Origin of the sequence: Leptothermofonsia sp. ETS-13, from assembly GCF_049200465.1 — a bacterium.
Taxonomy (GTDB): domain Bacteria; phylum Cyanobacteriota; class Cyanobacteriia; order Leptolyngbyales; family Leptolyngbyaceae; genus Leptothermofonsia.
On record NZ_CP120836.1, the window covers coordinates 3,783,359 to 3,806,984 of the forward strand.

The 23,626-nt window shown below is 50.9% G+C and carries 19 protein-coding genes and 1 pseudogene; 15 read left to right on the forward strand and 5 right to left on the reverse strand.

Annotated features, from left to right (window positions below):
• The first annotated feature begins 58 nt into the window (after positions 1-58).
• From P4D80_RS17225 to P4D80_RS17245, 5 genes are all read left to right on the forward strand, one after another.
• Positions 59-184, forward strand: a complete 126-nt coding sequence (locus tag P4D80_RS17225) for a hypothetical protein (protein ID WP_421655240.1) — start codon at positions 59-61, stop codon at positions 182-184.
• A gap of 823 nt (positions 185-1,007) precedes the next feature.
• Positions 1,008-1,529 carry a photosystem I assembly protein Ycf3 gene (locus tag P4D80_RS17230; protein WP_421655241.1) on the forward strand — a complete coding sequence of 174 codons (522 nt, stop codon included), beginning with the start codon at positions 1,008-1,010 and terminating at the stop codon, positions 1,527-1,529.
• Between the two features lie 12 nt (positions 1,530-1,541).
• On the forward strand, positions 1,542-1,832 hold the full coding sequence (gatC, locus tag P4D80_RS17235) for an Asp-tRNA(Asn)/Glu-tRNA(Gln) amidotransferase subunit GatC (RefSeq protein WP_421655242.1): 291 nt from the start codon (positions 1,542-1,544) through the stop codon (positions 1,830-1,832).
• 36 nt (positions 1,833-1,868) lie between these two features.
• Positions 1,869-2,486, forward strand: a complete 618-nt coding sequence (locus tag P4D80_RS17240) for a hypothetical protein (RefSeq protein ID WP_421655243.1) — start codon at positions 1,869-1,871, stop codon at positions 2,484-2,486.
• Positions 2,458-2,895 (forward strand): hypothetical protein, encoded by a 438-nt coding sequence (locus P4D80_RS17245; protein ID WP_421655244.1) that lies wholly within the window; start codon positions 2,458-2,460, stop codon positions 2,893-2,895. Before P4D80_RS17240 ends, P4D80_RS17245 begins: the two co-directional genes overlap by 29 nt.
• A gap of 196 nt (positions 2,896-3,091) precedes the next feature.
• Here the strand turns inward: P4D80_RS17245 and P4D80_RS17250 are convergent, their stop codons facing one another.
• From P4D80_RS17250 to P4D80_RS17260, 3 genes are all read right to left on the reverse strand, one after another.
• Positions 3,092-3,562, reverse strand: coding sequence for a response regulator (locus P4D80_RS17250; protein WP_421655245.1), 471 nt, complete (start codon positions 3,560-3,562; stop codon positions 3,092-3,094).
• Between the two features lie 9 nt (positions 3,563-3,571).
• Positions 3,572-5,707 (reverse strand): ATP-binding protein, encoded by a 2,136-nt coding sequence (locus P4D80_RS17255; protein WP_421655246.1) that lies wholly within the window; start codon positions 5,705-5,707, stop codon positions 3,572-3,574.
• A 276-nt stretch (positions 5,708-5,983) separates the two neighbouring features.
• On the reverse strand, positions 5,984-6,805 hold the full coding sequence (locus P4D80_RS17260) for a peptidoglycan-binding domain-containing protein (protein WP_421655247.1): 822 nt from the start codon (positions 6,803-6,805) through the stop codon (positions 5,984-5,986).
• Between the two features lie 473 nt (positions 6,806-7,278).
• Between P4D80_RS17260 and P4D80_RS17265 the strand changes: the two genes are divergently transcribed.
• The 6 genes and pseudogenes from P4D80_RS17265 (at position 7,279) to P4D80_RS17290 (ending at position 15,896) form a co-directional block, all read left to right on the forward strand.
• Positions 7,279-8,319 (forward strand): ADP-ribosylglycohydrolase family protein, encoded by a 1,041-nt coding sequence (locus tag P4D80_RS17265; protein WP_421655248.1) that lies wholly within the window; start codon positions 7,279-7,281, stop codon positions 8,317-8,319.
• Positions 8,320-8,467: 148 nt separating this feature from the next.
• Positions 8,468-10,921 (forward strand): HD family phosphohydrolase, encoded by a 2,454-nt coding sequence (locus P4D80_RS17270; protein WP_421655249.1) that lies wholly within the window; start codon positions 8,468-8,470, stop codon positions 10,919-10,921.
• A gap of 338 nt (positions 10,922-11,259) precedes the next feature.
• Positions 11,260-12,054 carry a 30S ribosomal protein S2 gene (gene rpsB, locus P4D80_RS17275; protein WP_421655250.1) on the forward strand — a complete coding sequence of 265 codons (795 nt, stop codon included), beginning with the start codon at positions 11,260-11,262 and terminating at the stop codon, positions 12,052-12,054.
• Positions 12,055-12,165: 111 nt separating this feature from the next.
• Positions 12,166-12,822: pseudogene (gene tsf, locus P4D80_RS17280) on the forward strand (translation elongation factor Ts); the annotation flags it as partial.
• 802 nt (positions 12,823-13,624) lie between these two features.
• Positions 13,625-15,124 carry a site-2 protease family protein gene (locus tag P4D80_RS17285; protein ID WP_421655251.1) on the forward strand — a complete coding sequence of 500 codons (1,500 nt, stop codon included), beginning with the start codon at positions 13,625-13,627 and terminating at the stop codon, positions 15,122-15,124.
• An 85-nt stretch (positions 15,125-15,209) separates the two neighbouring features.
• On the forward strand, positions 15,210-15,896 hold the full coding sequence (locus tag P4D80_RS17290; protein ID WP_421655252.1) for a HEAT repeat domain-containing protein: 687 nt from the start codon (positions 15,210-15,212) through the stop codon (positions 15,894-15,896).
• Here P4D80_RS17290 and P4D80_RS17295 read toward each other — a convergent pair.
• A complete protein-coding gene (locus tag P4D80_RS17295) occupies positions 15,893-17,731 on the reverse strand; it encodes a DUF3352 domain-containing protein (protein WP_421655253.1) in 1,839 nt (612 codons plus the stop codon). The two genes, P4D80_RS17290 and P4D80_RS17295, sit on opposite strands and share 4 nt — an antisense overlap.
• 448 nt (positions 17,732-18,179) lie before the next feature.
• Here P4D80_RS17295 and P4D80_RS17300 point away from each other — a divergent pair, with 448 nt between their 5' ends.
• The gene (locus tag P4D80_RS17300) at positions 18,180-18,458 is read left to right on the forward strand and encodes a hypothetical protein (protein WP_421655254.1); all 279 of its coding nucleotides are present in this window, start codon (positions 18,180-18,182) and stop codon (positions 18,456-18,458) included.
• 109 nt (positions 18,459-18,567) lie between these two features.
• Complete coding sequence (locus P4D80_RS17305; RefSeq protein ID WP_421655255.1) at positions 18,568-20,247, forward strand: GspE/PulE family protein; 1,680 nt, start codon at positions 18,568-18,570, stop codon at positions 20,245-20,247.
• Positions 20,248-20,502: 255 nt separating this feature from the next.
• Here the strand turns inward: P4D80_RS17305 and P4D80_RS17310 are convergent, their stop codons facing one another.
• The gene (locus P4D80_RS17310) at positions 20,503-20,715 is read right to left on the reverse strand and encodes a hypothetical protein (RefSeq protein ID WP_421655256.1); all 213 of its coding nucleotides are present in this window, start codon (positions 20,713-20,715) and stop codon (positions 20,503-20,505) included.
• 530 nt (positions 20,716-21,245) lie between these two features.
• Here P4D80_RS17310 and P4D80_RS17315 point away from each other — a divergent pair.
• Together P4D80_RS17315 and hrcA are read left to right on the forward strand one after the other, a co-directional pair.
• Positions 21,246-21,605, forward strand: a complete 360-nt coding sequence (locus tag P4D80_RS17315) for a rhodanese-like domain-containing protein (protein ID WP_421655257.1) — start codon at positions 21,246-21,248, stop codon at positions 21,603-21,605.
• A gap of 560 nt (positions 21,606-22,165) precedes the next feature.
• A complete protein-coding gene (hrcA, locus tag P4D80_RS17320) occupies positions 22,166-23,248 on the forward strand; it encodes a heat-inducible transcriptional repressor HrcA (RefSeq protein ID WP_421655258.1) in 1,083 nt (360 codons plus the stop codon).
• The last annotated feature ends 378 nt before the right edge of the window (positions 23,249-23,626 follow it).

The following is a 23,626-nucleotide window of genomic DNA, read 5'->3' on the forward strand; positions in this document are numbered from 1 at the left end:
CGAATCCACACGACTGTAGCTGTCGGATCTAAGAAACACCGTAAAACGCACCGCCCCCATGAATTCCCCCAGGTTAGATGCCGCCCTGCAAACCTACGCCGCCAGACTTGCCAACCTGGAGCGGGCAACTCCCAAGCCCTCAGCCGAACAGATTCTCGACCTTCTGGCGGCACAGGATAGTTGAATCAGCCTTAGCAGACCTGCCTCAGGAGGCTACTTCGGGTCTACTGAAACTGATTCACCTCGATGAGCGATTACAGAATTATGGCAAACTGATTGCTACGACGGTAGACCTGGAAAAGTAGCGCAATCGCCTGAAACCCAAAGCAGAAGCCTGGTGGTGTTTTTTTAAACGCCTACAAAAATTCATCCTTACGATCGCTTCGACTGGTTTTGGGGCGATATCTCAATTGCCGCGCTGACGGATTCTGTTAGCCTGATTGCAGACATTGGTGCCTGCTTTCTCTGGCCGGTGTTGCTGAAAAGCAGCATGAATCGAAACGAAGTCGAGCATACAGCACCTATTTCATACCCAAATTCAGCAACGCCCGATTTCTTAACCCGTCAGGGTGATAGGGCTGTTAACAGTCTGTGAAGATTGTCTTGTTACCGGATGATTCAGATGCAGGATGGTTACTGACCACCTTCACCTGATCGGGTGACTCTTATAGCGGTAGTCATTATGGTTAGGACGGGGTGCAGGGGGTGGAACCCCTGGCTGGGGGCAAAGCCCCCACTCCCCCTCTATAATTCCAATGTCCTAATGCACCCGCTCCAATGTCTTAATGCACCCGCGTAGAGCTATATCACTGACAAATTTCCGTAAGTTCTCTGAAGCGGTTCAGGCTGTTTTAGCCGACTTGAAGCTCAATTCTGTAAAATTACGGGGATTTCCTTCACATTTCTCAAACTATCCAGAGTTCCGCGTCAGCGTTAGACTAATAAACATCTGTAAAACTTTGGAACCATCTGGTTACACTTCTTGAGCGCGATCGCCGAGTTGACCTATGCCAAGAACACAACGCAACGACAACTTCATCGACAAGAGCTTCACCGTCATGGCCGATATGATTCTGAAGCTCTTGCCTGCTAATAAAAAAGCAAAGGAAGCCTTTGCCTATTACCGGGATGGGATGTCTGCTCAGGCCGACGGCGAGTACGCCGAAGCGCTGGAAAACTACAACGAAGCGCTAAAGCTGGAAGAAGACCCCTATGACCGTAGCTACATTCTTTACAACATTGGGCTTATCCACGCCAGCAACGGCGAACATAACGTCGCACTGGATTACTACCACCAAGCGCTGGATTTGAACCCTCGCATGCCTCAGGCCCTTAACAACATTGCGGTGATCTTCCACTACCTGGGTGAGCGCGAAAAAGAAGCGGGCAATGATGATGAAGCAGATGCCTACTACGACAAAGCTGCCGATTACTGGAAGCGGGCGATTCGCCTTGCCCCCAACAATTACATCGAAGCCCAAAACTGGCTTAAAACCACGGGTCGATCTCAGATGGATGTGTATTTCTAAGTGGTTAAGTTCATGCTCGATCGCGACCAGGTTCGTAAAGTGGCCTATCTGGCTCGTCTGGAACTGACTCCAGAAGAGGAAGAGACGTTTACGACTCAATTGAGTGATATTCTCGACTATTTTCAGCAGTTGAGCGAGTTGGATACGAGCGATGTTCAGCCAACAACACGGGCGATCGATGTCAGCAATGTCACGCGTGCTGATGTTTTACAGCCTTATCCCAATCGGGACGCGATTTTAGACTGTGCGCCGGATCGGGAGGGCGATTTCTTTAAGGTGCCGAAGATTATCAACCCCGAATAGAAAGCCTTACGCCCTATTGCCCTGGGAGTTTGCTTGATGAAACCGTCGCTGCAATGCCCGACCTGCTCCCGCCCGATCGCTGACTTGAGCCACACGGCTTCTCGCGTTACCTGCGTCTTCTGCAAAACCAGGTTTGGCGTGGTTTATGGCAAACTGTCGCGGCGAACATCCATTTACGAAACGCTGCTCCATTTTTCCTCCAAACTCCCAACCTTCTATCGCCGCCATTACACCCTTCAAATCACAACCGCCGATCGCAACCTGAAATTACTCCAGTTTTCCGTGCCGGGTAAAATAGATAATCTGCCCGTCCAGCTCGGCGATATCGTTTCAGCCCTTTATACCCTGCAGGGTTACCTGATGAAGAAGCTGGTGGTGATTACCAACCACACGACCGGTAAACAGTACGTTCCACCCAACCCAATCCCCAGCGCCAGTTACATCAAGATCACATTGGGTACTGTTGTGCTGGGACTGTTACTTGGCTCCTTTGTTGTTGGAGTTAACCTGTTTCTAGTGTCTGCGGTTAGCGCAGTGGGAGTTTTGCTACTGCTGAAAATGACTGATACCGCCCAGCTTTCTACCCCCTGCTTTGGAAACCTGTGGTCGGGAAGGGGCTCGTTTAATGACGGATCAGAAGCTTCTGGTGCATAAAGCAAAACTGGAGCATCGATTAGATGAATTGAATCATGAGTGCAAGTCCACCCAGTTTTTGATTGACCAGCTAGAAGCGTTAAAGCACAAGATGCTGGATGTCGATCGCGACCTGTATTCCGTTCGCATCTACCGCTCAACCAGTGCCATCGGGATCTTGAAGCAGCAAATTGCGAACAACGCCCGTCTGATGCGGGAGTACCGCCGCACTCTGAGGATGATCGAGATTGAAATCGACACCTCCTGGATTGCTGACCAGCTTCCCAACGCAGACAACTTTACGCGGGCGATCGCTGAGAAAATGGCCGAACTGAAGGAAATTGAAGATCAGAATCAGTTCCTCAAGCTCCAGCTAGCCGCTTACGAAGAAGTAGGGTACCACCGGATTGAGGAATATAGTTCCCGATAGACATTGTGGAGTAGGCGAGACGTGTTGTTATAGCTGTCGCCAGGTTGTTTAGGGCATTGACTTAGGGGCGCTTAGCCTTCAGCCAAGGGGAGAACTCCTGCACCCTGTCCTAAACCTGGTAGCTATTACTTACTCTACTATTTACTATAGTTAGTTGTTAGTTGTTATTCATCCACTCATCCATTCATCCACCTCATCACTCCATCCTGCTCCCCTGATTCCCTACCCCTACCCCCCCCTCCTTACCAGAATTGTGATTGATCAGGCCACTGGTAGACCTCTGGCCGAGGCGATCGATCATCTCTAGCAGAGCATTATAATCAGTTACAGGTTTAGCGCAGAAGCCATCAGCCTGAGAAGCTTCCATCAGGGCTTTGCGCTCGCTTAGCATAGCGTAGGCCGTAATCAAAATAATCGGAATGTGAGCCGTTTGCGGATGATTTTTGAGCGCGCGAGCCAAGTCAGTCCCACTAACTTCCCGTCCTTCCCATTCCGCACCGGGAATGTTGACATCCATCAACACCAGATCAACTTCTCCTGTCTGGCAAAGGCGAAAAATCTCGCTGGGGTCATCCGTAATCGAGACTTGATGATGGCCCAGACGGTAGATTAGCTTAGCAGTACCTTTCGCCAGGATTTCATCGTCATCAACAAGAAGAATATTCAAGGTCTCTTCCTAAGGATTAGGTGGATTGGGGAGCGTAAAAGTTACAGTTGTTCCCTGCCCTTTGCCAGAGCTTTCTAGCCAAATTTGCCCCCCCATGAGCTCAACTAAGCGTTTACAAATAGTCAGTCCCAGCCCTGTACCGCCATAACGACGCTTAATCGAACCATCTGCTTGAACGAAAGGCTCAAATAAAAGATCCCCTTTTTCATTATCAATTCCAATGCCTGTATCGGCGACTGAAATTTCAACTACAGGTTGAAGGGAACCGTTCGTCTCCTGCATCCGCTGGATGACGCGCACCCGCACCTCGCCAGAGTCAGTAAATTTAAAGGCATTAGCTAACAAATTGGTCAATACCTGCCTTAATTTAGTGCCATCTGCCTGTACTTCATTCACTTGACAATCGATAATCAAAGAAATTCCTTTCTGGCGGCTTTCTGGTCTAAACAGGTTTTCTTCTTCGCGCAGCATCTCTGGTAGATTCACCGATTCTAGCTGCACATGCATGCGCCCTGCTTCGATCTTGGCAATATCAAGAACATCATTGATGATAGCAACCAGATTTTCGGCAGCGTTGTAAGCGACGTTAATATATTCCTGAAGCTCTTCAGGATTGTCGTAAAACCCCTCTTTGAGCAGTTTCAAATAATTCAGGGTTGAGGCGAGGGGCGTTCTCAATTCGTGGCTGGTGGAAGATAGAAAATCGGACTTGAGACGGCTGGCTTCTTCCGCTGCCGAGCGGGCAATATTCAGTTCCTGGTTACGCATTTCAACAATCATGCGCTGTTCCCGTTCACACTGGTAGAGGCGATTTTGCATTACGGCCATAGTCAGGTGGGTACCCAGCGATCGCACCAGGTCAATTTCCTCCGATGTCCACTCCCGCGCCTGCCCCTTCTTCAATTCGCGCCAGGCGGCAAAGGACTCGCGCACCCGGTCGTTGCGATTATCCGGACTGTACCTGCCTGCCCAAACAATGTCGGTGTCAATTTCATCCCGAAAAATGGTGAGAAAACCCAGAGGCTCCTCTCCATAGCTCAATGGCATGACCAGCAGACTGCGAATTGGTTTCGAGTGAAAGGCGGGCAACACATCTTCTAACTGGGGCTCTTGATAAATGTCTGAAACAGCATACGGGTTGAAACGCCGGTAAATTTTGAGAGATAGCGTATTTCGTTCAAGATCTTCGCCAGACAGCAATTCTGAGGTTTTAAATAACTCTTCAAGAGGCTGGAATGGATCACTCTTCTGCGTCAACAGATGCTGCCAGAAGCGAGATGTTTCAAGCACCTGATCGTTAGGCAGTATTGGCTGTTTACCAAAGGTATAGAGATCGGCGGCAGCATCCGCTCGATACCCAAACAGGTAGAGCCTGCCAGCCGAACCCTCAACGACTTTCACTATGCATTCCAGAACAATGCGCAGGATTTCGGGGATGGGTAACGGCGAGTGGAGCAGGGTCGTAATCTGGTTGACGATGGCTTCGCGGTGGGCCCGTTCTCGCGCATCCCGAAGAAGAGATGCCTGGGCGATCGCAATGGTTACCTGGTCTGCCAGAAGTTGGACAGTCTGTATTTTCTTTTTAGAAAACTTCTTAGGCTCTGCATGGTGCGACACCAGTAATCCCCAGAGTTTTTGCTGGTGTAGCAGGGGAATCACCAGAGACGACTGCACACCCATTGCAGTCAGATATTCGACGTGGCAGGGATCCACCGGGCGTTGCAGAATTTCTTCCAGTGGCAAATTGGAGACATCCTCAACCGTCAGATCAGCTGTTGTTAAAGCGGTTTCTAGCCGACTCAGCGTTGTGATCTGGCTGGGAATATCCACAATTACCCGTTGCCGGGCTTTAACAAACAATTCCCTCGCAGAGGGAGGGATGTCACCAGCTGGGAAATGCAATCCCAACAGTGAAGGGAGACGCTGCTTATAGATAGACTCCGCAATTACCTGACCAGAACCATCCGGTTCAAACCGATAAATCTTGACTCGGTCTGTTCCTAGAAATGACCGGATTTCTGCAACAGCGGCAGAGAGTACCTCCTGAAGCTCTAGAGACTTGCGGATTCGATTCGTCATCCGGTTTAGCAGAGCGCCTTCAGTCGGCTCAGTATCGACCGTAAGCTCTCGGCTTTTCTTGGGCATGGCTAGTACCTCTGACAGTGCTAACGCCGCAAACGATTGAGTAAACAGGAAACATAGTGATAGTCACCAGGTTTAGGACGGGGTGCAGGGGTTCTACCCCTGGCTGGGGCGTAGCTTACACACCCCCTTCAACCCAAAGTCTCGGGCAACCTGGCGACAGCTATAGAAAAATTCGGCAAAACAAAAGCTACTACTGTCTAATCATAGAGCAGCCTGCAACAAAGTCTTTTGATTGATTGCAAAGCGTTAAGAAATGTGAACAAGAGGTGAGGATAACTACTGCAACAGTTGACTCCAGGTTGCCGGACCTACGACCCCATCTGCTTCAAGATTAAATTTGCGTTGGGCAGCCTTTACCGCTTCCTGCGTTTCGGGGCCAAACACTCCATCAGCGGAACTCTTTAAGACGCCGATCGCCCGCAACCGCTGCTGCAACCCACTGACTGCTGGGCCTTTCATACCTACTCTTAAGATCGGCAAAGCCACTTCTGAACTAGGAGTAGAGTTAGCTCCCTCAATCGAGTGTGCTGGCTTTTTAGCCGCTGCGATCGCGGTTGAACCAGCGGGGGCAGGCGAGACATGAGCTACTTTTGCTGGCGAGGAACCCAGAGTTGGATTCGCAGGTTTTGCGGTAGCGGAGTGGTTGGGGTTGGGGCTGGTAGCCGCTGCACTGGCTGGCTTAGAAGATGATGGACGGCTCACCAGAGACGAAGGGGGGGGCGCCGCAACGGGGGTGGTAGGAAAAAGCCGTCCCCAGGTAGCAGGACCAGCAATACCGTCTGCATCTAACCCGGCTGCTTGTTGGAAGGAATACACCGCATTGACGGTGGTTTGTCCATAAACCCCATCCACCGCTCCGTTATAAAAGCCAAGCAGCTTTAGCGTCGCCTGTAACTCCGTGACATCATTTCCTTTGCTGCCTGGCTTGAGTGTTGAGCGACTAACAGCTTCAGTCGCAGTGCCATCAACACCACCCGCAGCAGGCGCTCCCGACTGCTGGCTCAACCCAGCCGCCGTGGAAATCCCTATCACAGCAAAGCTCATAGCAAAAGTCAGAGTGAGCGATCGCAGGGAACCTGGCTTTAGATAAGCACGCATTTTAGGAATCCTTAGGCAACAGAGTAAATAACTTTAATACCAGAAATACCAGAGGTAAGCAGAGACAACCCTATCCGTAGCGGTCAAATCTATCTAAGATACTGTAGAGCTACTATAAGTGAGGAATGGCAGATTTGACCATCGGATTTCTTAAATTTTGTTAGGGAGATGGGGAGAAGCATAGAAAAAAGGAAAAACAGGAAAAGAGAGGCCGAGAGAAAGGCGAAATGAGTGCAAGAGTGAGTTCCCTTCCAGCGGGTTTGTCAGTTCTTTTGTGGCAATCCTGGAAAGGGGGTCGAGGGAATCAGGGTTTCAAGGAGTTAGAGCCCCGTTTTTAGCCCCCCCTTCCAGCTCCTATCCTCCCTTTTCTTTCTTCTTTACTTCTTCTTTTTTCTTTCCCTTTTCACACCTCCCTCCTCTCCCTAATCCAATCCTCAGTTAGTATGGAGAGCGTAACCACAGGCCACAAATCGATGCGCTACTCGTTATTGAGTCGCTTTCAAGGAGTGCTGTTAGGGGCAGCGCTGGGAGAAGAGTTAGGTTCCTATTTTTGGAAACAAAAATTACAACAGAGGAGGTCATTCCCAGCAAAACATTCAGCAGAGATGGGGCATATTGACCTATTTACCTGGCATCCAGGCTCGGATAGGGAGGAGGTTTCACTGAGCCAATCAATGCCATCCGGCTGGGGAAAGGTTGCTCTCTATTTGACTGAAAAACTGATTCTGAAAGGTGGCTGGCAGGGGCTTGATTTAGAGCAGATTGGGCTCCCGGCATTGACTGACGGGAAAGAGGCTACCTTCGTTGCCAGTCCAGGGGTAACAGGAGCCGATCTGGCGATCGCAACCCTACCTGTTGCGCTATTCTTTCATGACAATGAGTTCAAGCGTCGGCAGGCTTTGGAGGAGGTTGCCAGTCAGTTTAAAGCTAAGCCGGGTGCGTGGCAGGAGGCATGGGCATTCACTGGTGCGATCGCCGCTGCTTTGAAAGAACAACTCTCTCCGCGCCATCTCATTCCCCAAATCGTCACCCAATTGCAATCGGATGAGTTTAGTCGAGAGGATACCCTTCATGATTTCATTTCAAAACTGGAGCAGACCCAGACCTTGCTTCAAGAAGGGAGAGATCTGGGTGCTGCTAGGGTCAGTCTCCTGTCGTCCCAGCAAGTTGGATCAAGTTCTGAAATGATTTGTCTGGCACTCTATTGCAGTTTAAGCACGCCTGAAGATTTCCGGCTGGCGTTGATTCGGGCAGCTCGATCCGGTAATGCTCCTCAGGTGTGTGGACTAACAGGTGCTTTAATGGGTGCCTACAACAGTTGGGTTGGAATTCCGCTGGTGTGGAGAATGGCAGATGCTCACTATTCCAGCCAGCAGGTGGGGGGAGTGTCGGGTGCGAAGATTGAGCAACTGGCGACTCGATTACTGGCCGTTTGGTCTGGAGTATACAACTCAGTAGACTTTCCAGAACAGGTCCCCGCGATCGCCGCCCCAGGAGTAATTCGTCTGTCTTAATTAGCAGCAGGTGGCAGTTTGAGCGGGGGGCAATCACCACTCCCGTGATTGAAAGTGGCTCCATATAATAGAAAGGCTACGCTGGCGGCGCCATTTTTTCCTGACTGCTACCCCGTTTTTCCAGTCAACCGTGCGATCGCAGGTCATTATGAAACGGTTTCAGCCACTGGTGCAAAAGCTTAAGCAACCCTGTCGGCGTTATGGAGGACGGCTCTATCAAGGCCTGACTGGGGGCTGGCGGAAATTACAGCCGTTGCCTGAATCGGGCAAAGTCACTCGTTCCTATGTCATATCAGCCCTGGCAGTGATTTCCCTGGCCAGTGCGATGGGCCACCGCTTCTATAATGCGCCCAAACTGGATGTAGGCAAGGCGGCTCCCCAAACGATCTATGCCCCCAGGGACGCGACAATCGAAGATAAAAAAGCGACTGAAGAAAAGCAGAAAGCTGCTCGAACCAGTGCCATTTCAGTCCTGATGCTGGATCAGGCTGTTAACCAGCAGATCCGCGACAATGTGCAGCGGCTACTGGATGAGGGTAATGAATTGAGGCGATTGGCGGGTCCCTTTCCCTTTACCAAAACGTCTATTCTCTCGCTGGGAACCCAGTCCTATTTGCGCAAAGCCAGCGAGGCAGAATGGCAAAAGCTGCTAAGCGTTGCCGACCCAACGGCGTCTTTTCCTCGCACTACCACTGCCCGTTCTCGGTTAAAGTTGTCTGACCTGGCCAATGACCAGCAGCGACGGGCAGCGGCTGAACTGCTAGCCTATCCCCGCACGGCTGATTCCAGAGACTATATTGCGCTGCTGGAGGCGATCGCAGAAGCCCGTTCCCTTTACGCTGCCACGGTAAGCTCCCTTTCTAGCTCCACCCCTTCAGATGGGGAATCCATTTACGACGCAACTCTGCTCGATCTTAGCGCCGCAGACTGGCAGCAAACCAGGGTGAAGATCCCCCAATTGGCCGAGCAAATATTGGCCCAGGGGATTGCTCCGGGTTTGACCGAAGCGATTCTAGAAAGTGCCGTTCGTCTCCGGGTTAGGGGCACCCTTCCAGCCGCTGCTGAAGAGACGGGAATCAAGATCCTCTTAGCTTCACTCCAACCCAACCTGGTGCGGGATGAGGCACAGACCCGACTGCGGGCGGAGCAGGCGGCTCAGCAGGTTGAGCCGGAAATGGTTTCCATTCGAGAGGGGGAGGTCATTGTTCGCACAGGGGAAGAGATCACCACGGGTGACTTTGCGCTGCTAGACCACTTCGGGCTGAGCCGCCGGGAAATCAACTGGTCTGGGCTGATTGGGTTTGGGGTCTTAGTCGGTGGTGCGGTTGGGGTCTTCTGGTTTGTGGAGCGCAAGTTTAATCCGGGGATGCGTCGCCGCGATCGCCTGTTGATCTGGCTCTTGAGCCTGACAACCCCGCTACTGATTGTTCTCCGGGTGCCCTCCACCAACCTGCCTGCCATTGGGCTGCTGGTAGGCAGTTTTTATGGCTCACCTTTGGGAATTGCGGTGACTGGCATCCTGGCTGTGATTTTACCCTTTGGCATGTCCATTCCCTGGAGTCAGTTGCTTTCCAGTACAGGAGCCGGATTACTGGGTGGCTGGATGGCGGGTCGGTTGCGATCGCGGGAAGAACTGGCACTTCTGGGAATCGGCGTTGGCATTTTGCAGGGAAGCCTTTACCTGGTATTCAATGTGGCGTCTGGCATGGTCTGGTACACCTTGCTGGGGTCAGCCGCGATTCATGCCCTGTTGGGTCTGGCCTGGTGCATTGTGGCGATCGGCAGCAGCCCCTACCTGGAGCAGTTGTTTGACCTGGTGACCACCATCCGCCTGGTGGAACTGGCCAACCCCAACTGCTACCTGCTGAAGCAACTTGCCGCCAAAACCCCCGGTACCTTCCAGCACACCCTGTTTGTAGCTACCCTGGCAGAAGCGGCTGCCCGCGCCCTTGGCTGCAATGTAGAGCTGGTACGGACGGGAACGCTATATCACGACATTGGCAAAATGCACGATCCGCTGGGTTTTATCGAAAACCAGATGGGCGGCCCCAACAAACATGACCTGATCAACAATCCCTGGAAAAGCGCCGAAATTATCAAGAAGCACGTTTCTGAAGGACTGGTGATGGCTCGCAAATGCCGGTTACCCAAAGCAGTCCAGGCATTTATTCCAGAGCACCAGGGCACCATGCTGATTGCCTACTTCTACCATCAGGCTCAGCAGTGGGCGCAGCAACACCCAAAACCGAATGGGACTCTGCTCGAAGTGCGGGAAGCCGATTTTCGTTACGACGGACCCATTCCCCAGTCGCGGGAAACGGGAATTGTCATGCTGGCCGATTCCTGTGAGGCGGCACTGCGATCGCTCAAAGAAGCCACCTACGACGAAGCCCTCTCCATGATCAACAAAATCCTGCGCGCCCGCTGGCAGGACAAACAGTTGGTGAATTCTGGACTAACTCGCGAAGAAATGTCTAAAATCGCCACCATTTTTGTCGAAGTCTGGCAACAGTTCAATCACCAGCGGATTGCCTATCCCAAAGTAGCTGTTCTACCCCAGCCTGTGTTGCAGGAAGAACAGAGCCCCACGGCTGTGAAGTAATACAGAAGACAGAAGACAGAAAACGGAAGACAGAAGGGGGAGTGAGGGAATAAAGAGTACTCCATTTCCCCATCCCCCGCCATCCAGACTTCTGAACCTCGCCCCTGCCCTCTTGCTATACAAGATGGGCCAGGTTCCATAGCCTGCATGACTGTGTTACCTTAGAGGAGTTGTCAAAAACCGCACACTCAGGATTTCGGGTGTCTGAAGAAAGTTGTTAGTGATTAGTTGTTAGTTTTTAGAAAGTTCACGATCTAAATAATTAACAACTAGCAGCTAAGCAATCGCTTTCAAAGATGCTCCTGGGTGGAGGATTAACCCGAATACAGGAGTAAAATATGCCAGTCGTTTCATTGGCTCAACTGTTGGAGTCAGGGGTTCACTTTGGGCATCAAACCCGTCGCTGGAACCCCAAGATGGAGCCGTTCATCTACACTTCTCGAAATGGTGTTCACATCATCGACCTGGTGCAAACCGCCAAGTTGATGGATGAAGCCTACCACTACGTCCGCAATGCCTCTGAGCAAGGCAAGCGTTTTCTATTTATTGGCACCAAGCGTCAGGCTGCCGGAATTGTGGCTCAAGAAGCAGCCCGCTGTGGTGCTTACTACGTCAACCAGCGCTGGTTGGGTGGAATGCTCACCAACTGGGTCACGATTAAGACGCGGGTTGAGCGTCTAAAAGAGTTAGAACGTCGAGAAGAAACTGGAGCGCTAGATCTGCTCCCCAAAAAAGAAGCTTCCGTGCTGCGCCGGGAACTGGAAAAGCTTCAGAAATATTTGGGTGGCATTAAAATGATGCGGAAAGTGCCCGATGTGGTCGTCATTGTCGATCAGCGGCGAGAATACAACGCCGTTCAGGAATGCCAGAAGCTGGGAATTCCTATTGTGTCTTTGCTAGATACCAACTGCGACCCTGACGTGGTGGATGTCCCCATTCCTGCGAACGATGATGCCATCCGGTCGATTAAGCTAATAGTGGGTAAGCTGTCAGATGCGATCTATGAAGGTCGTCACGGTCAGCTTGAAGTCGAAGATGATTACGATGACTATGAAGGCGCTGAAGAAGAGTTTGATTACGAAGACAACGACCTCTCCTTCCTTCCAGAGGATGACGAGGAGTCAGAAGAGTAATAAATGCTGATGCTGAGTTATGAGTGATGAGTTTTGACTTGAATCAAATTCATAACTCATAACTTAAAACTCAAAAACTCAAAACTATTTCAGAGCAGGGACTAAAGGGACATGGCAGAAATTACCGCAAAGTTAGTGAGCGAACTGCGCCAAAAGACAGGTGCAGGCATGATGGATTGCAAAAAGGCACTGACCGAGAACAACGGGGATCTTGAAAAAGCGACGGAATGGCTGCGCAAGAAGGGGATTGCTTCTGCTGAGAAAAAATCCGGGAAAACGGCGGCTGAAGGTTTGGTCGATAGCTACATCCACACGGGCAGTCGGATTGGCGTACTGGTTGAGGTTAACTGCCAGACCGACTTTGTTGCCCGCAACGAGTCCTTCAAGAAGCTGGTGCAGGATATTGCCAAGCAAGTGGCGGCCAATTCTCAAGTTGAGTACGTGAAGGTGGCTGACATTCCCGCAGAGATCGTTGAAAAGGAAAAGGCGATCGAAATGGGGAAGGATGACCTGGCAGGCAAGCCAGACAACATCAAGGAAAAAATTGTTCAGGGGCGGATTGAAAAACGCCTGAAAGAACTTTGTTTGCTCGATCAACCCTATATCCGCGATCAAAATATTACGGTTGAAGAGCTGGTGAAGCAGCATATCGCGCAACTAGGTGAAAATATCCAGGTGCGTCGTTTTGTCAGATTTGTGCTGGGCGAAGGCATTGAAAAAGAAGAGACTAACTTTGTCGCGGAGGTCGCTGCCCAGATGGGTGCGAAACAGGAAACTAGGCCAGCCGAGAAGCCAGCCGCTGAGGAATCTGTTGCTGAGGAGCCTGTCGCTGCCGCAACCGTTGTTGAGGAACCTGCTGTTAGCGAACCTGTCACTGAAGAGCCTGTCGCTGCCGCAACCGCTGTTGAGGAGCCTGTTGTTAGCGAACCTGTCGCTGAGGAGCCTGAAAAGAAAGAAACCAAGAAAGATGCCAAGAAAGATGGCAAGAAGAAGAAAAAAATAAGATCAGTGCTTTAGAAGAGGGTAGCGTTGTGCAACTGATGCTACCTGGCGATCGCGGCTCCTTTTTGGCAATATCTGGCCCTAGTAGAGCAAAACAAAAGTTTTCAAGGGGGGTAGAGGGGGCCTTTCTCTGGGGGCTGCGCCCCTACCCCCCTTGAAAGCCAATGTCCTGATTAACCTGACGACAGCAATATTTTGTGAGTTTTTAACTCACAAAATAACCATTTTGATTTATCTAGAACGCAAATTAATACTGACAAACCACTAGAGGCAATCTATCCGGCTTCCTATTTTCACAGACAAGTTTGTGCAGCGCTGATTCAGGTAAATTAGATCTTATAGCTATAGTCACTAAGCTTAGGAACAGGGTGCAGGGGTGGAACCCCTGGCTGGAACACAGTCCCCACCCCCCCCCTTAAACCCAATGTCCTGAGCAACCTGGCGACAGCTATAATGCGGTTTCCTCGTTACAAAAGACTAAAAAAATCGGATTCCGTTCATCTTTTGCTTTCCTTCAGGGAAAACGGGGAAGTGTTGATAGGTTCCAGGTTGATTTTGGAAATTGGGAATGATTACTGCAATCACTGTGCTGCTGGCGCTGATCTTTTTGGGGTGGGGTTTCTATCGTGCCAGACCGTTTGGCAAGTTGGGGCTGCTGGCCTGGTTACAGTCGGTGGTATTGATGGCTCCCTGGATTCTGGCGTTCAGCCTGACAGCCGTGGGCATTTACCTGAACCTGGTGGCAGTGCTATTCATGTTTGTCCTGTCTACAGGGATTTACATCTATCTCGGTAACCGATTGAGAGCTTTGGGACAGGATGCCATTTTGTCCCGGCGTGCTTCGGCGATCGCCAACTCTCAGAACACCAATCCATCTGAAACTAAAGCCGAAGACACAACTGACAGTGAGACAACCACTGTCCAGCCTGAGGGGATCGTTGCAGAAACCGGGGCTGTTCCCATTCCTGCAGAAGACTTGCGCGCCATTCAGGGCATTTTTGGGATCGACACCTTCTTTACCACCGAAACCATTCCCTACCAGGAAGGAGCCGTTTTTCGGGGAAACCTGCGGGGGGAGCCCGCAGAAACCTATGCCAAGCTATCGGCGAACTTGCAGGAGCGGTTGGGCGAGCAATATCGTCTGTTTCTGGTTGAGGATCAGAACAATAAACCCGTTGTGATTGTTCTGCCAAGCAGCCGCGACCCCAAACCGATGACCGTGTTTCAAAAGGTGATTGCGGTTGTCCTGCTGCTGGTAACCTTTGCAGCCAGCCTTGAAAGTGCCGGGCTGATGCGCAACTTTGACTTCTTCAGCACCCCCAATCGGTTTATGGAGGTGTTACCCTTAGCCCTTGGTATCCTCAGTATTCTGGCGGTGCATGAATTGGGGCACTGGGTCATGGCACAGCGTTACAACATTCGTTTGAGTCTGCCATTTTTTATCCCAACCTGGCAGATTGGTTCATTTGGAGCCCTGACCCGGTTTGAGTCGTTGCTTCCGAACCGCACCGTTTTATTTGATATTGCCTTTGCAGGACCGGCTGCTGGTGGGTTGCTTTCCCTGGGAATGCTGGTAACGGGTCTGGTACTTTCTCACCAGGGGAGCTTGTTTCAACTGCCAACTGAGTTTTTTAAGGGATCGATCCTGGTAGGAACTCTGGCCCGACTTGCCCTGCGGGAATCGCTGCAACAACCTCTGGTGGATCTTCACCCACTGGTAATTTTGGGCTGGCTGGGGTTAGTGATTACTGCCTTAAATTTACTGCCTGCCGGTCAACTGGATGGGGGGCGGATTGTCCAGGCCATTTATGGACGAAAAATTGCCGGACGCACGACGGTTGGAAGCATTATTGTGCTGGGTCTGTTTGCTATCTTCAACCCACTGGCGCTGTATTGGGCGATCGTGGTGTTATTCTTACAACGCGAACTAGAGCGTCCCTGTCTGAATGACCTCACTGAACCCGATGATGCCAGAGCCGCCCTGGGACTGCTCGCACTGTTTTTGATGGTAGCCACCCTGCTACCACTCACTCCAGGTCTGGCAGGGCGTTTGGGGATTGGTACTTAGGTTCGGCTATCTCCCCTCCTCTATTTCTGGGAAAGACCTCTGACTTTCCTTATAATCGAGGAAATGTGACATGAATTTTTGTAACGTGAACTCATCAAACCTAAACCAAATTTCGGCTCAGCTTGAAAGCAAAAGCACCCGCGATCGCATGCTGGCACTCGCTTCTTTGAGGGATGTGCCCCCCGCTGACGCAGTGCCTTTGATCAAGAAAGTATTGCACGACGAAAGTATTCAAATTCGCTCGATGGCAATCTTTGCCCTGGGCATTAAGCCAACGGAAGAGTCGTTTCCGCTGCTATTGGATCTGCTGGTAAACGACCAGGACTATGGAGCCAGGGCTGATGCGGCTGGAGCGATGGGATATCTCCAGGATCCGCGGGCGTTTGAGCCGCTGGTACGGGCATTTTACGAAGACACCGACTGGCTTGTGCGCTTTAGCGCTGCGGTTTCGTTAGGAAATTTGCAGGACCCCCGCGCCTATGAAGTCCTTATCCAGGCGTTAGATAGTGAAGAAGTAGTTTTGCAGCAGGCGGCGATCGCGGCCCTGGGTGAAATCAAAGTTGTCGAAGCAGTCGATCACATTCTTCGCTTTGCCCAGTCTGAGGATTGGCTGGTGCGCCAGCGGTTAGCGGAAGCACTGGGTAATATGCCGACACCCAAGAGCATTTCTGCCTTGAAGTACCTGGCGAAGGATAGCCATCCCCATGTTGCCCAGGCAGCAACCCTTGCCCTGCAACGCTTAGAAGAATCGCAAGATTCGTCCGAAAGTTAACCCAACTGAAGAAACATCCCACCCCGCTGCACCCCAGCCTGGCTACCATAGCTGCTGAGGGTAACGGATCGGAGATGGTCAAATAGCGGTTTACCCGTTAACTCGACCAGTTTCAGCAGCGGAAACTGGCTTTTCAGGATTGGTTGGCTGGTTGCCCAATCCAGGTATAGATAGCCGTTGTTCGGCTGCAGCAGGGGGGCGATCGCCTGCTGAAATCGAGAATCTTTCATCAGTGAATTGTCCGTTCCCCGCAGGACTCGATCCATGGAGGCGATCGAACTGGTAAACACTTCGTAATTGCCGACTGTGGCATGCACTCCACGCACCTCTGCCTGCAATGCCAGGGACGCACTGTCTTTTTTACCCGCTTCCGTGGTTAGATGAGTCCAGGCAGAAACGGTCTGGTCACCTAGTTTAATGGGGCCCACGCTTAATCCCTGCTCTTTGGCGATCGCATCCAATCGGTCAATTCCCTGCTTCGCCAGACCCACGTCTGAACGCTGAGCTATAAAGATCCAGTCACCCACAGCGGGAGGAGTGGAGAGGGAAGCGTTTGTTTTTTTCTTTTCTCGCTGTTCCGCCTGGGTTCCAGAACTGGGAACCAGTCCTAATGCATACTCCCCCTTCACCCAACTAAACACATCTCTGGGCAGATCGATCTTCCATCGCTTCTGAAGCTCTGCTAGGGGTTGGTTCAGCAGTTTAGAAGCCGTCTCATAACTTTTCAGATCACTGGAAAGCCCTGCCCAGAGTCGGTCAAGATTAATTCCCGATGCAGCCAGAGCACTCCTGGCAGGAAGGTATTGCAAAGCCCCCACTGGTTGTGTCAGTGAGGCAGCCACCGAACTTTTCTTACCACCCGACAATGCGGTTTCCGCCACCAATCCGCGCCGATCCAGTTCCAGGGCGATCGCCATCGTCTGGTAGGCAGGGGTGGTTTCTGGTTTTACGGTGGCGCTCTTTGTCGGGTCTTTTCCAGGAACCGCTGTTTCCTCCGCCAGCCACGCTGCCAGTCCGGGCAAATTAATGAAAGATAGCCCAATTCGGGGTTTGGTCAGGGTTTCTAACGCCTGTTCATAAAAGCTGGCACTGCGCAGGCTAAGGTCCGGAGCCTGTACGTTATTGATTGCATCTCGCAATACCTTGGGGTGGTTGGCAAACAGAATGAAGCGATCGCCCACCGCTGCACTGGCAAGGGAGGGAGAGGAATAGGAAAGGGTTGAAAGCTGAGATTGGAGGGTTGAGCTTTTTTTGCCTTTGGCTCCAGAATCCAGGCTCCTGACCTGTTCAGCCTGGCTGCCATACAACAACTTCACGCCCTTGTACTGCTCAAACACCAGGTCAGTGCCCGCGATCGCCCGCTTTTGCCAGAAGAGTTGTAGAAATTCACGGGAGCGCTCTGGATCCTGAGTGGCGATCGCCAGCAGATAACCCGGTTGCCGTCCATTCGCTGCATCGCGGTCAATATCGAGGGTGGTGACTGCCAGAGTGATTTCCTTACCCAGCCAGGGCTGGATATCCTGCTTATAACTCAAACCCGTATTGGCCAGCAAGCCTTGCTGTAACTGAGCTAACTCTGCCCTTGCCTGCCGCCGCTCTCCCGGTCGCGCTACTCCTAGCCGAAACGCCTCTAATTGGTCAGGATTAGCCAGCAGGGAAACCATGGCCGGAGCCTGCCTGGGCACAAACATAGCAGCCGCAGGGGTCACATCCTGCCCAGCCTTCAGCAAATTCAGTGGGCTTTGAGAAAGCAGCCAGTAAAAACCAATCGTGGCAACGAGCAACAGCCCCCCAACCACACTTGCCAGGATAAAGTAGAACGATCGCAGCTTCATGGCAAATCAGAGGTCGCTTTCAAGCGAACAAGCAAAACAGTCCAGCAACAAACCATTATTTCAGCACAGTGTCCCCAGAGCATATTAAAGATGCCGAAAAAGATGCCGAAAAGGCTCTCCTGAGAGTTTGTCAATAAGCTTTGCTTATCCAATAAAAATTTTGTTTGGCATCAACAGAGAGGCTGACATGATTTTTTCATCGGCAACCGGGTTATCTACCAGGAACTCATGTGCAGACGTTCCCTCAGTTTGTAGGCATGATGAAGAAAGAAGTTGAATTAATCAGGTGTGTTGAGAAATGGTGTTTTGGTCTGTAGAGACAGTTCATTCAATGTTCCTGCGGATAATCACTTACAGATTTAGCGGATAATCACTTACAGATTTAATACAGCACTGATTGATGGTCGGGGTGCAGAGCGTTTGTGGATCACTGTTAGTGAGGACTTCAATGCCCAAACCTGATTCTGACGAAACCGAGCAATTTCCTGACCAGGAGTCTTTGCAATCTATGGATATTGAACAGTGGATTGAGAACTTACAGCGTGCCGATCGCTCGTTCTACAACATCATGGCGCTGGAGGTATGGTCGATCGCCAAAACGATGGATGGCTTGCTTCCGGGCTTCTGGAACCGCTTTATGACCAACCGCCAAATTGCCCTCAAGCAGTTTATGCAACAGAAAAACCTCCGGCGTTCCAGTGCTGAGAATCACCCTGAAGAGAGATAAAGTGCGGGCATGTGTCTATCCGCACTTTATCTCTCTTCCACTCAGCGTTTACACTACTTTCTGCGCTCCTCATTTCTCAAGGCGCTCTACCATTCGCTTCCCTAGTGCCATGAAATCTACCGCGTCTGCTCTATCGGTCTGGAAACAACTGAAGAACCGTGAAATTAACTGCGAAGAAGCTCTCAACCTGTTAGTCCATCAAGATGGAACAGTGACGCTTGGATTGCTCGATCCAGAAGTCACCTACCGATTTTTACGAGAATTTCCAGATCGCAGCACGCTCCCGCCCGTTATCCCCCTGCTGCTATGGCGCAACTGCTTCTATCTGGGCAGCCCGGTGCCCATCACCCCGGAGGCACTTCGCAAATTGAGCGATCGCACCTTCACTGATATCAAAGTCATTCCCATCTCCGACAAAAGCTACCGCGCCTGGCATCGCGCCCAAAACATTGATTGTAACCAGCTTAGCGCTCAACCATTCATCAACCCTCTGACTGGCGAACTGGAGCAGGAAGACATCAGCGAAGTTACCAAAGAGCTACTCTCCAAGGCTGCCGACCAGATTGAACGCATTAGAACCATTATCTCCGGGGCACTACGAAATCGAGCCAGCGACATTCACCTGGAACCCACGCTGGATGGGCTACGGGTACGCTACCGGATCGATGGAATTTTGCGAGACATCACTACCCTGCCATCAGACATTAGCCGGAGGGCGATCGTAGCGCTCAAAGTCATGTCCGATATGGATATTGCCGAAAGTCGCCGCCCCCAGGATGCCCGGATTGGCGATAGCTACGCCACAGGACAGGCAACTGGTTTAGGGTTAGACATGCGAGTCAGCACATTGCCCTGCGTCGGTGGCGAAAAAGCCGTTATCCGCCTCCTTCCCCGTCAAAATCCCTTCTCCAGCATGGATGAGCTGGGGTTTTCCCAGCACACGCTGGAAATCTACAAGAACTGGCTTCAGCAGCCCCAGGGAATGGTCATTTTCACCGGACCCACGGGCTCTGGTAAAACCAGTACTCTTTATACCAGTCTGCAAACGGTTGCTACTGAATATGTCAACGTAGTCACCGTCGAAGACCCCGTAGAGTATATCCTGCCCCGCATCACCCAAACCCAGGTTCACGAACCTGCCGGAATGACCTTTGCTGCCGGACTACGTGCCATTCTGAGGCAAGATCCAGATATCATCATGGTTGGCGAAATTCGCGACCACGAAACAGCAGAAACCGCCGTCCGGGCAGCTCTTACCGGACACCTGGTTTTAACTACTCTGCACACTAATGATGCTGTCAGTGCTATCCCTCGCCTGAAAGACATTGGCCCCGATCCTGGCTTAATTAGCGATGCTCTTCTGGGGATTGTAGCCCAGCGTTTGGTGCGTAAAATTTGCCCCCACTGTGCTGAGCCCTACAAACCCACCGAAGCTGACTTAAAAGTGCTGGGAATTGACTGGGAACAGGCCAATACTGGACAGTGGCAACAGGGTCGCGGCTGCTCCCGCTGCTTCAATTCTGGTTTTCTCGGTCGGGAAGCCATCATCGAGCTACTGAATGTCGATGACACCATTCGCCAGATCATTTATGAAGGCACCATGACCCAACTTCATCGCTACCTGAACGAAAGCGGTTTTGACTCCTTTCGGGTTGCAGCGATTGAAAAGGTGACGACGGGTATTACTACTGTCAAAGAAGTTCTACGGGTGTTGCCCTACAGTGCTATGCGACGCAGATACCTGGAAGAGAGCCAAAACAGTATAAGGAGAACCGCTGCCGCAATATAAGGGCAGAGCAGTTGTTGGTTGTTAGTTAGTGGATTAGCCAAGTGAGGGGTGAGAGTAAGGATGTGGTGGAGTGGTAGGGTAATGGGGTGATAGAGGGTTTGTCAATTTTTTTTGTGGCAGTCCTGGAAACGGGGTTGAGGGAATCAGGGTTTCAAGGATTCAGAACCCCGTTTCTAGAACACCCTCGTTTCTAGAACACCCTCGTGATAGAGTGAGGTTTCTCCACTCCCTCAGTCCTTCCCTCCCTTCCTTAATCTACCCTGGACTGCCTGCTACCTGTTGCAGCTCAGCCAGGTGGAATTCAGCTAGAATGGCTTGCGCATCGGCCTGGGACTTCAGCCAGTATTGAGCATTGAATAAATAGGAGACTTTTCGTTTATCTCGCGTTTTTGGTGCTGGCTCCCAAACCTTCAAAACCCAGGGTTTTTGACGGTTACGGTAGGGTTTGTAGACAATCGAATACTCCATTGGGACAACTCCTAACAGCTCAGTAATCTGTAGTCAGTAGATGCTCCCCTTTTATGCACAAACCACTCCATGAGAAAGCTAGTAGCAATTGTTAACATTCCACTTTCTCTACTACTATCTTTGAAGCAGGGAAACATTTACCTCTAACCACAAGTAGAGACTTTCTCTGTCTGTGGAGAGAGATCTGATAGGGAATCTGTCTGGCAAACTGTTACTAATTCAGAACTTCTACCCAAGGGCGAACAGCCGTTCACCATGGGATAGGGCTACTCGATACCAGCCTAATTCAGTTGTGAGATCTAAATCAGTTGTGAGATAGAGAGGCTTTTGTAAGAAGAAACTCCTACGGAATTCCTTCTTATAATCCAAATAGGATCGCTATATAAACAGACTTGGTGTAAGCAATTTTTGATTTATTCACTGAATTCTGCGTTCAAGGGTTAAAGGGATTTTGGCGATCGCCCAACCTTTCGCTTAATCAATCGGATTTTAAATTAATCACAATAAATTGGTAACAACTGTCCTTTCCCATGTCTGCACAATTCTTTAGCCAACCAATTGCCACAGTTACGGTCGAAGAGCTGGCCCGCCTTCTGACGGAAACACCAACCAAGGTACAGTTTATCGATGTGCGGGAGCCTCGTGAATTGGAGCTTGCTAGTCTACCAGGGTTTCAAAACCTGCCTTTGAGTCAGTACGCAGAATGGTCTGGGAATATCCTCACCTGCCTGGAGCCGGAGAAACCTACAGTAGTGATGTGTCATCACGGAATGCGATCGGCTCAAATGTGTCAATGGTTAATGAGCCAGGGCTTTACTCAGGTACGAAACGTTGCTGGAGGCATTGATGCCTATTCGGTTCTGGTAGACCCCTCAGTACCTCGCTATTAGTACTCTGTGGCTTAAGTTTGGCAACCAATTTGAGGGGAAGAGGGAGCGAAAGCAGACCTGGCTTCCTTCAACGTGACTTTTCAATCAAGGTTGCGCCAGAGTAGACTCAGGATATACAGCCTCTCATTGGCTTAATGGGGCTTAGTGGACTGACCGCTATTGCCCAGACGACTTCAGATATAGCAATCCTGTCTGGATTGTGAGAGGACTTTTCCACCAGGGAAAGCTTTTCACAGTTCTCCTTTTTCACAAAAAATTCAGGATTGCGATGGATAATCTTTAACTGTATTGGCTACTGATCAATACTGGAACTGAAGGGAAAATAAAGTATCTGTTATCTTTATTCACACAACTCAATATCATACGAGTTATCCTGGTGTGCCAGTGAAAGAGTAGCGTAAGCCATCCTTTCATCCCAACCCAAATCCCTGGAATATCAATTTTTATTTAGTGATGAGTTTTTATCACTAAACTCTCAAGAGAAGCACCATACTCTACGCCTAATTCATCTGGGCACTGTTTATTCATATATCTATTTAGTATCCCTTAGTTTTTTGCCAATGTCGCACCCGGTCCATCTCACTAGTCGTCAGCAGCAGGTTCTTTGGGCAACCGTCCGCCACTACATTGCAACCGCAGAACCGGTTGGCTCAGAAGCGTTGGTCAAGGAATATAACCTGAGTGTCAGTTCAGCAACCATTCGTAATGCTATGTCAGTGTTGGAAAAGAGTGGATTGTTGTTTCAACCCCATACGTCTGCTGGGCGTGTTCCTTCCGACTCTGGCTACCGAATTTATGTGGATCAGTTGCTTACGCCTGCTAATGAACTGACCTCTCAAGTTGAGCAATTGCTAGCCGATCGCCTCAACCGCGAAGACTGGAGTTTAGAAGCACTCCTGCGGGGCGCAGCTCAGATTCTGGCAACGGTTAGTGGCTACATCACGCTAATTACTCTGCCCCTAACTAACACGACTTACCTTCGACACGTTCAACTTGTCCCTGTCGATCCTGGGCGAGTCATGCTGATCTTTGTGACCGATTCCTATGAAACCCAGTCTGCCCTGATGGACTTGCCTAAACCTGAAGGCAGCCCTGACCCTGACACTGAGCTTTTGGAGCGGGAACTTCAGATTCTTTCCAATTTTTTGAATGACCAGTTGCGAGGAAGGGCGATCGCCGAACTAACCACCCTTGACTGGACCGAACTGGATCGCGAATTTGAGCGCTATGCCGACTTTTTAAGGGCAGTGCGGGCAGAGGTGGCCCGTCGCTCCCAATCCTCCGCACCGACCCAGATCATGGTCAGCGGTTTAGCAGAAGTTTTGCGTCAGCCCGAATTTTCTGAATTGCATCAGATTCAAACTATTGTTCACCTGCTGGAAGAAGAGCAAGACCAGTTACTGCCTCTTATCTTTGAGCAGCCAGAACCTCGAAATCCTGGAAAACGGCTGACCATCCGGATTGGTTCTGAAAATCCTCTAGAACCGATTCGAACCTGCACGCTGATCTCGTCCACCTACCAGCGGGGAACAACGCCAGTGGGCAGTGTGGGCATGCTGGGTCCCACCCGTATGGTGTACGAAAATGCGATCGCCCTGGTTGAAGCCGCTGCTGATTATCTCTCCGATACGCTCAGCAACTAGTGGACGATGGCATCAGTCCAGTAACTATTGGGTTGGGGAATGGGGAGTCGGAGGGAACCAGAATGGTATCCGTATTCCCGCCAAGCTGTACTAGTTTTGCAAACACTAAATTTTGCAACATGGGGGTTTGGGGGTTTCACCCCCAGCCAGGGGTGAAACCCCCAAACCCCGTCCTCAGCCTGGTGGCTATAGCTATAATTCTTGAGTCTTAACGAGGCGGCTAGCACCGCTCATCATTCCCTTGCCAGGTTCACCTGACCTGGTTACGGTCTTAACCTGGAATGGATAGGATTAGCGGGTGGGTTCTGGAAACAGAATTTTGTGTCTACAGATGTCACCTGTTCTGTTTCTACAGATGGTCAATCAGGTCTAAAGCGT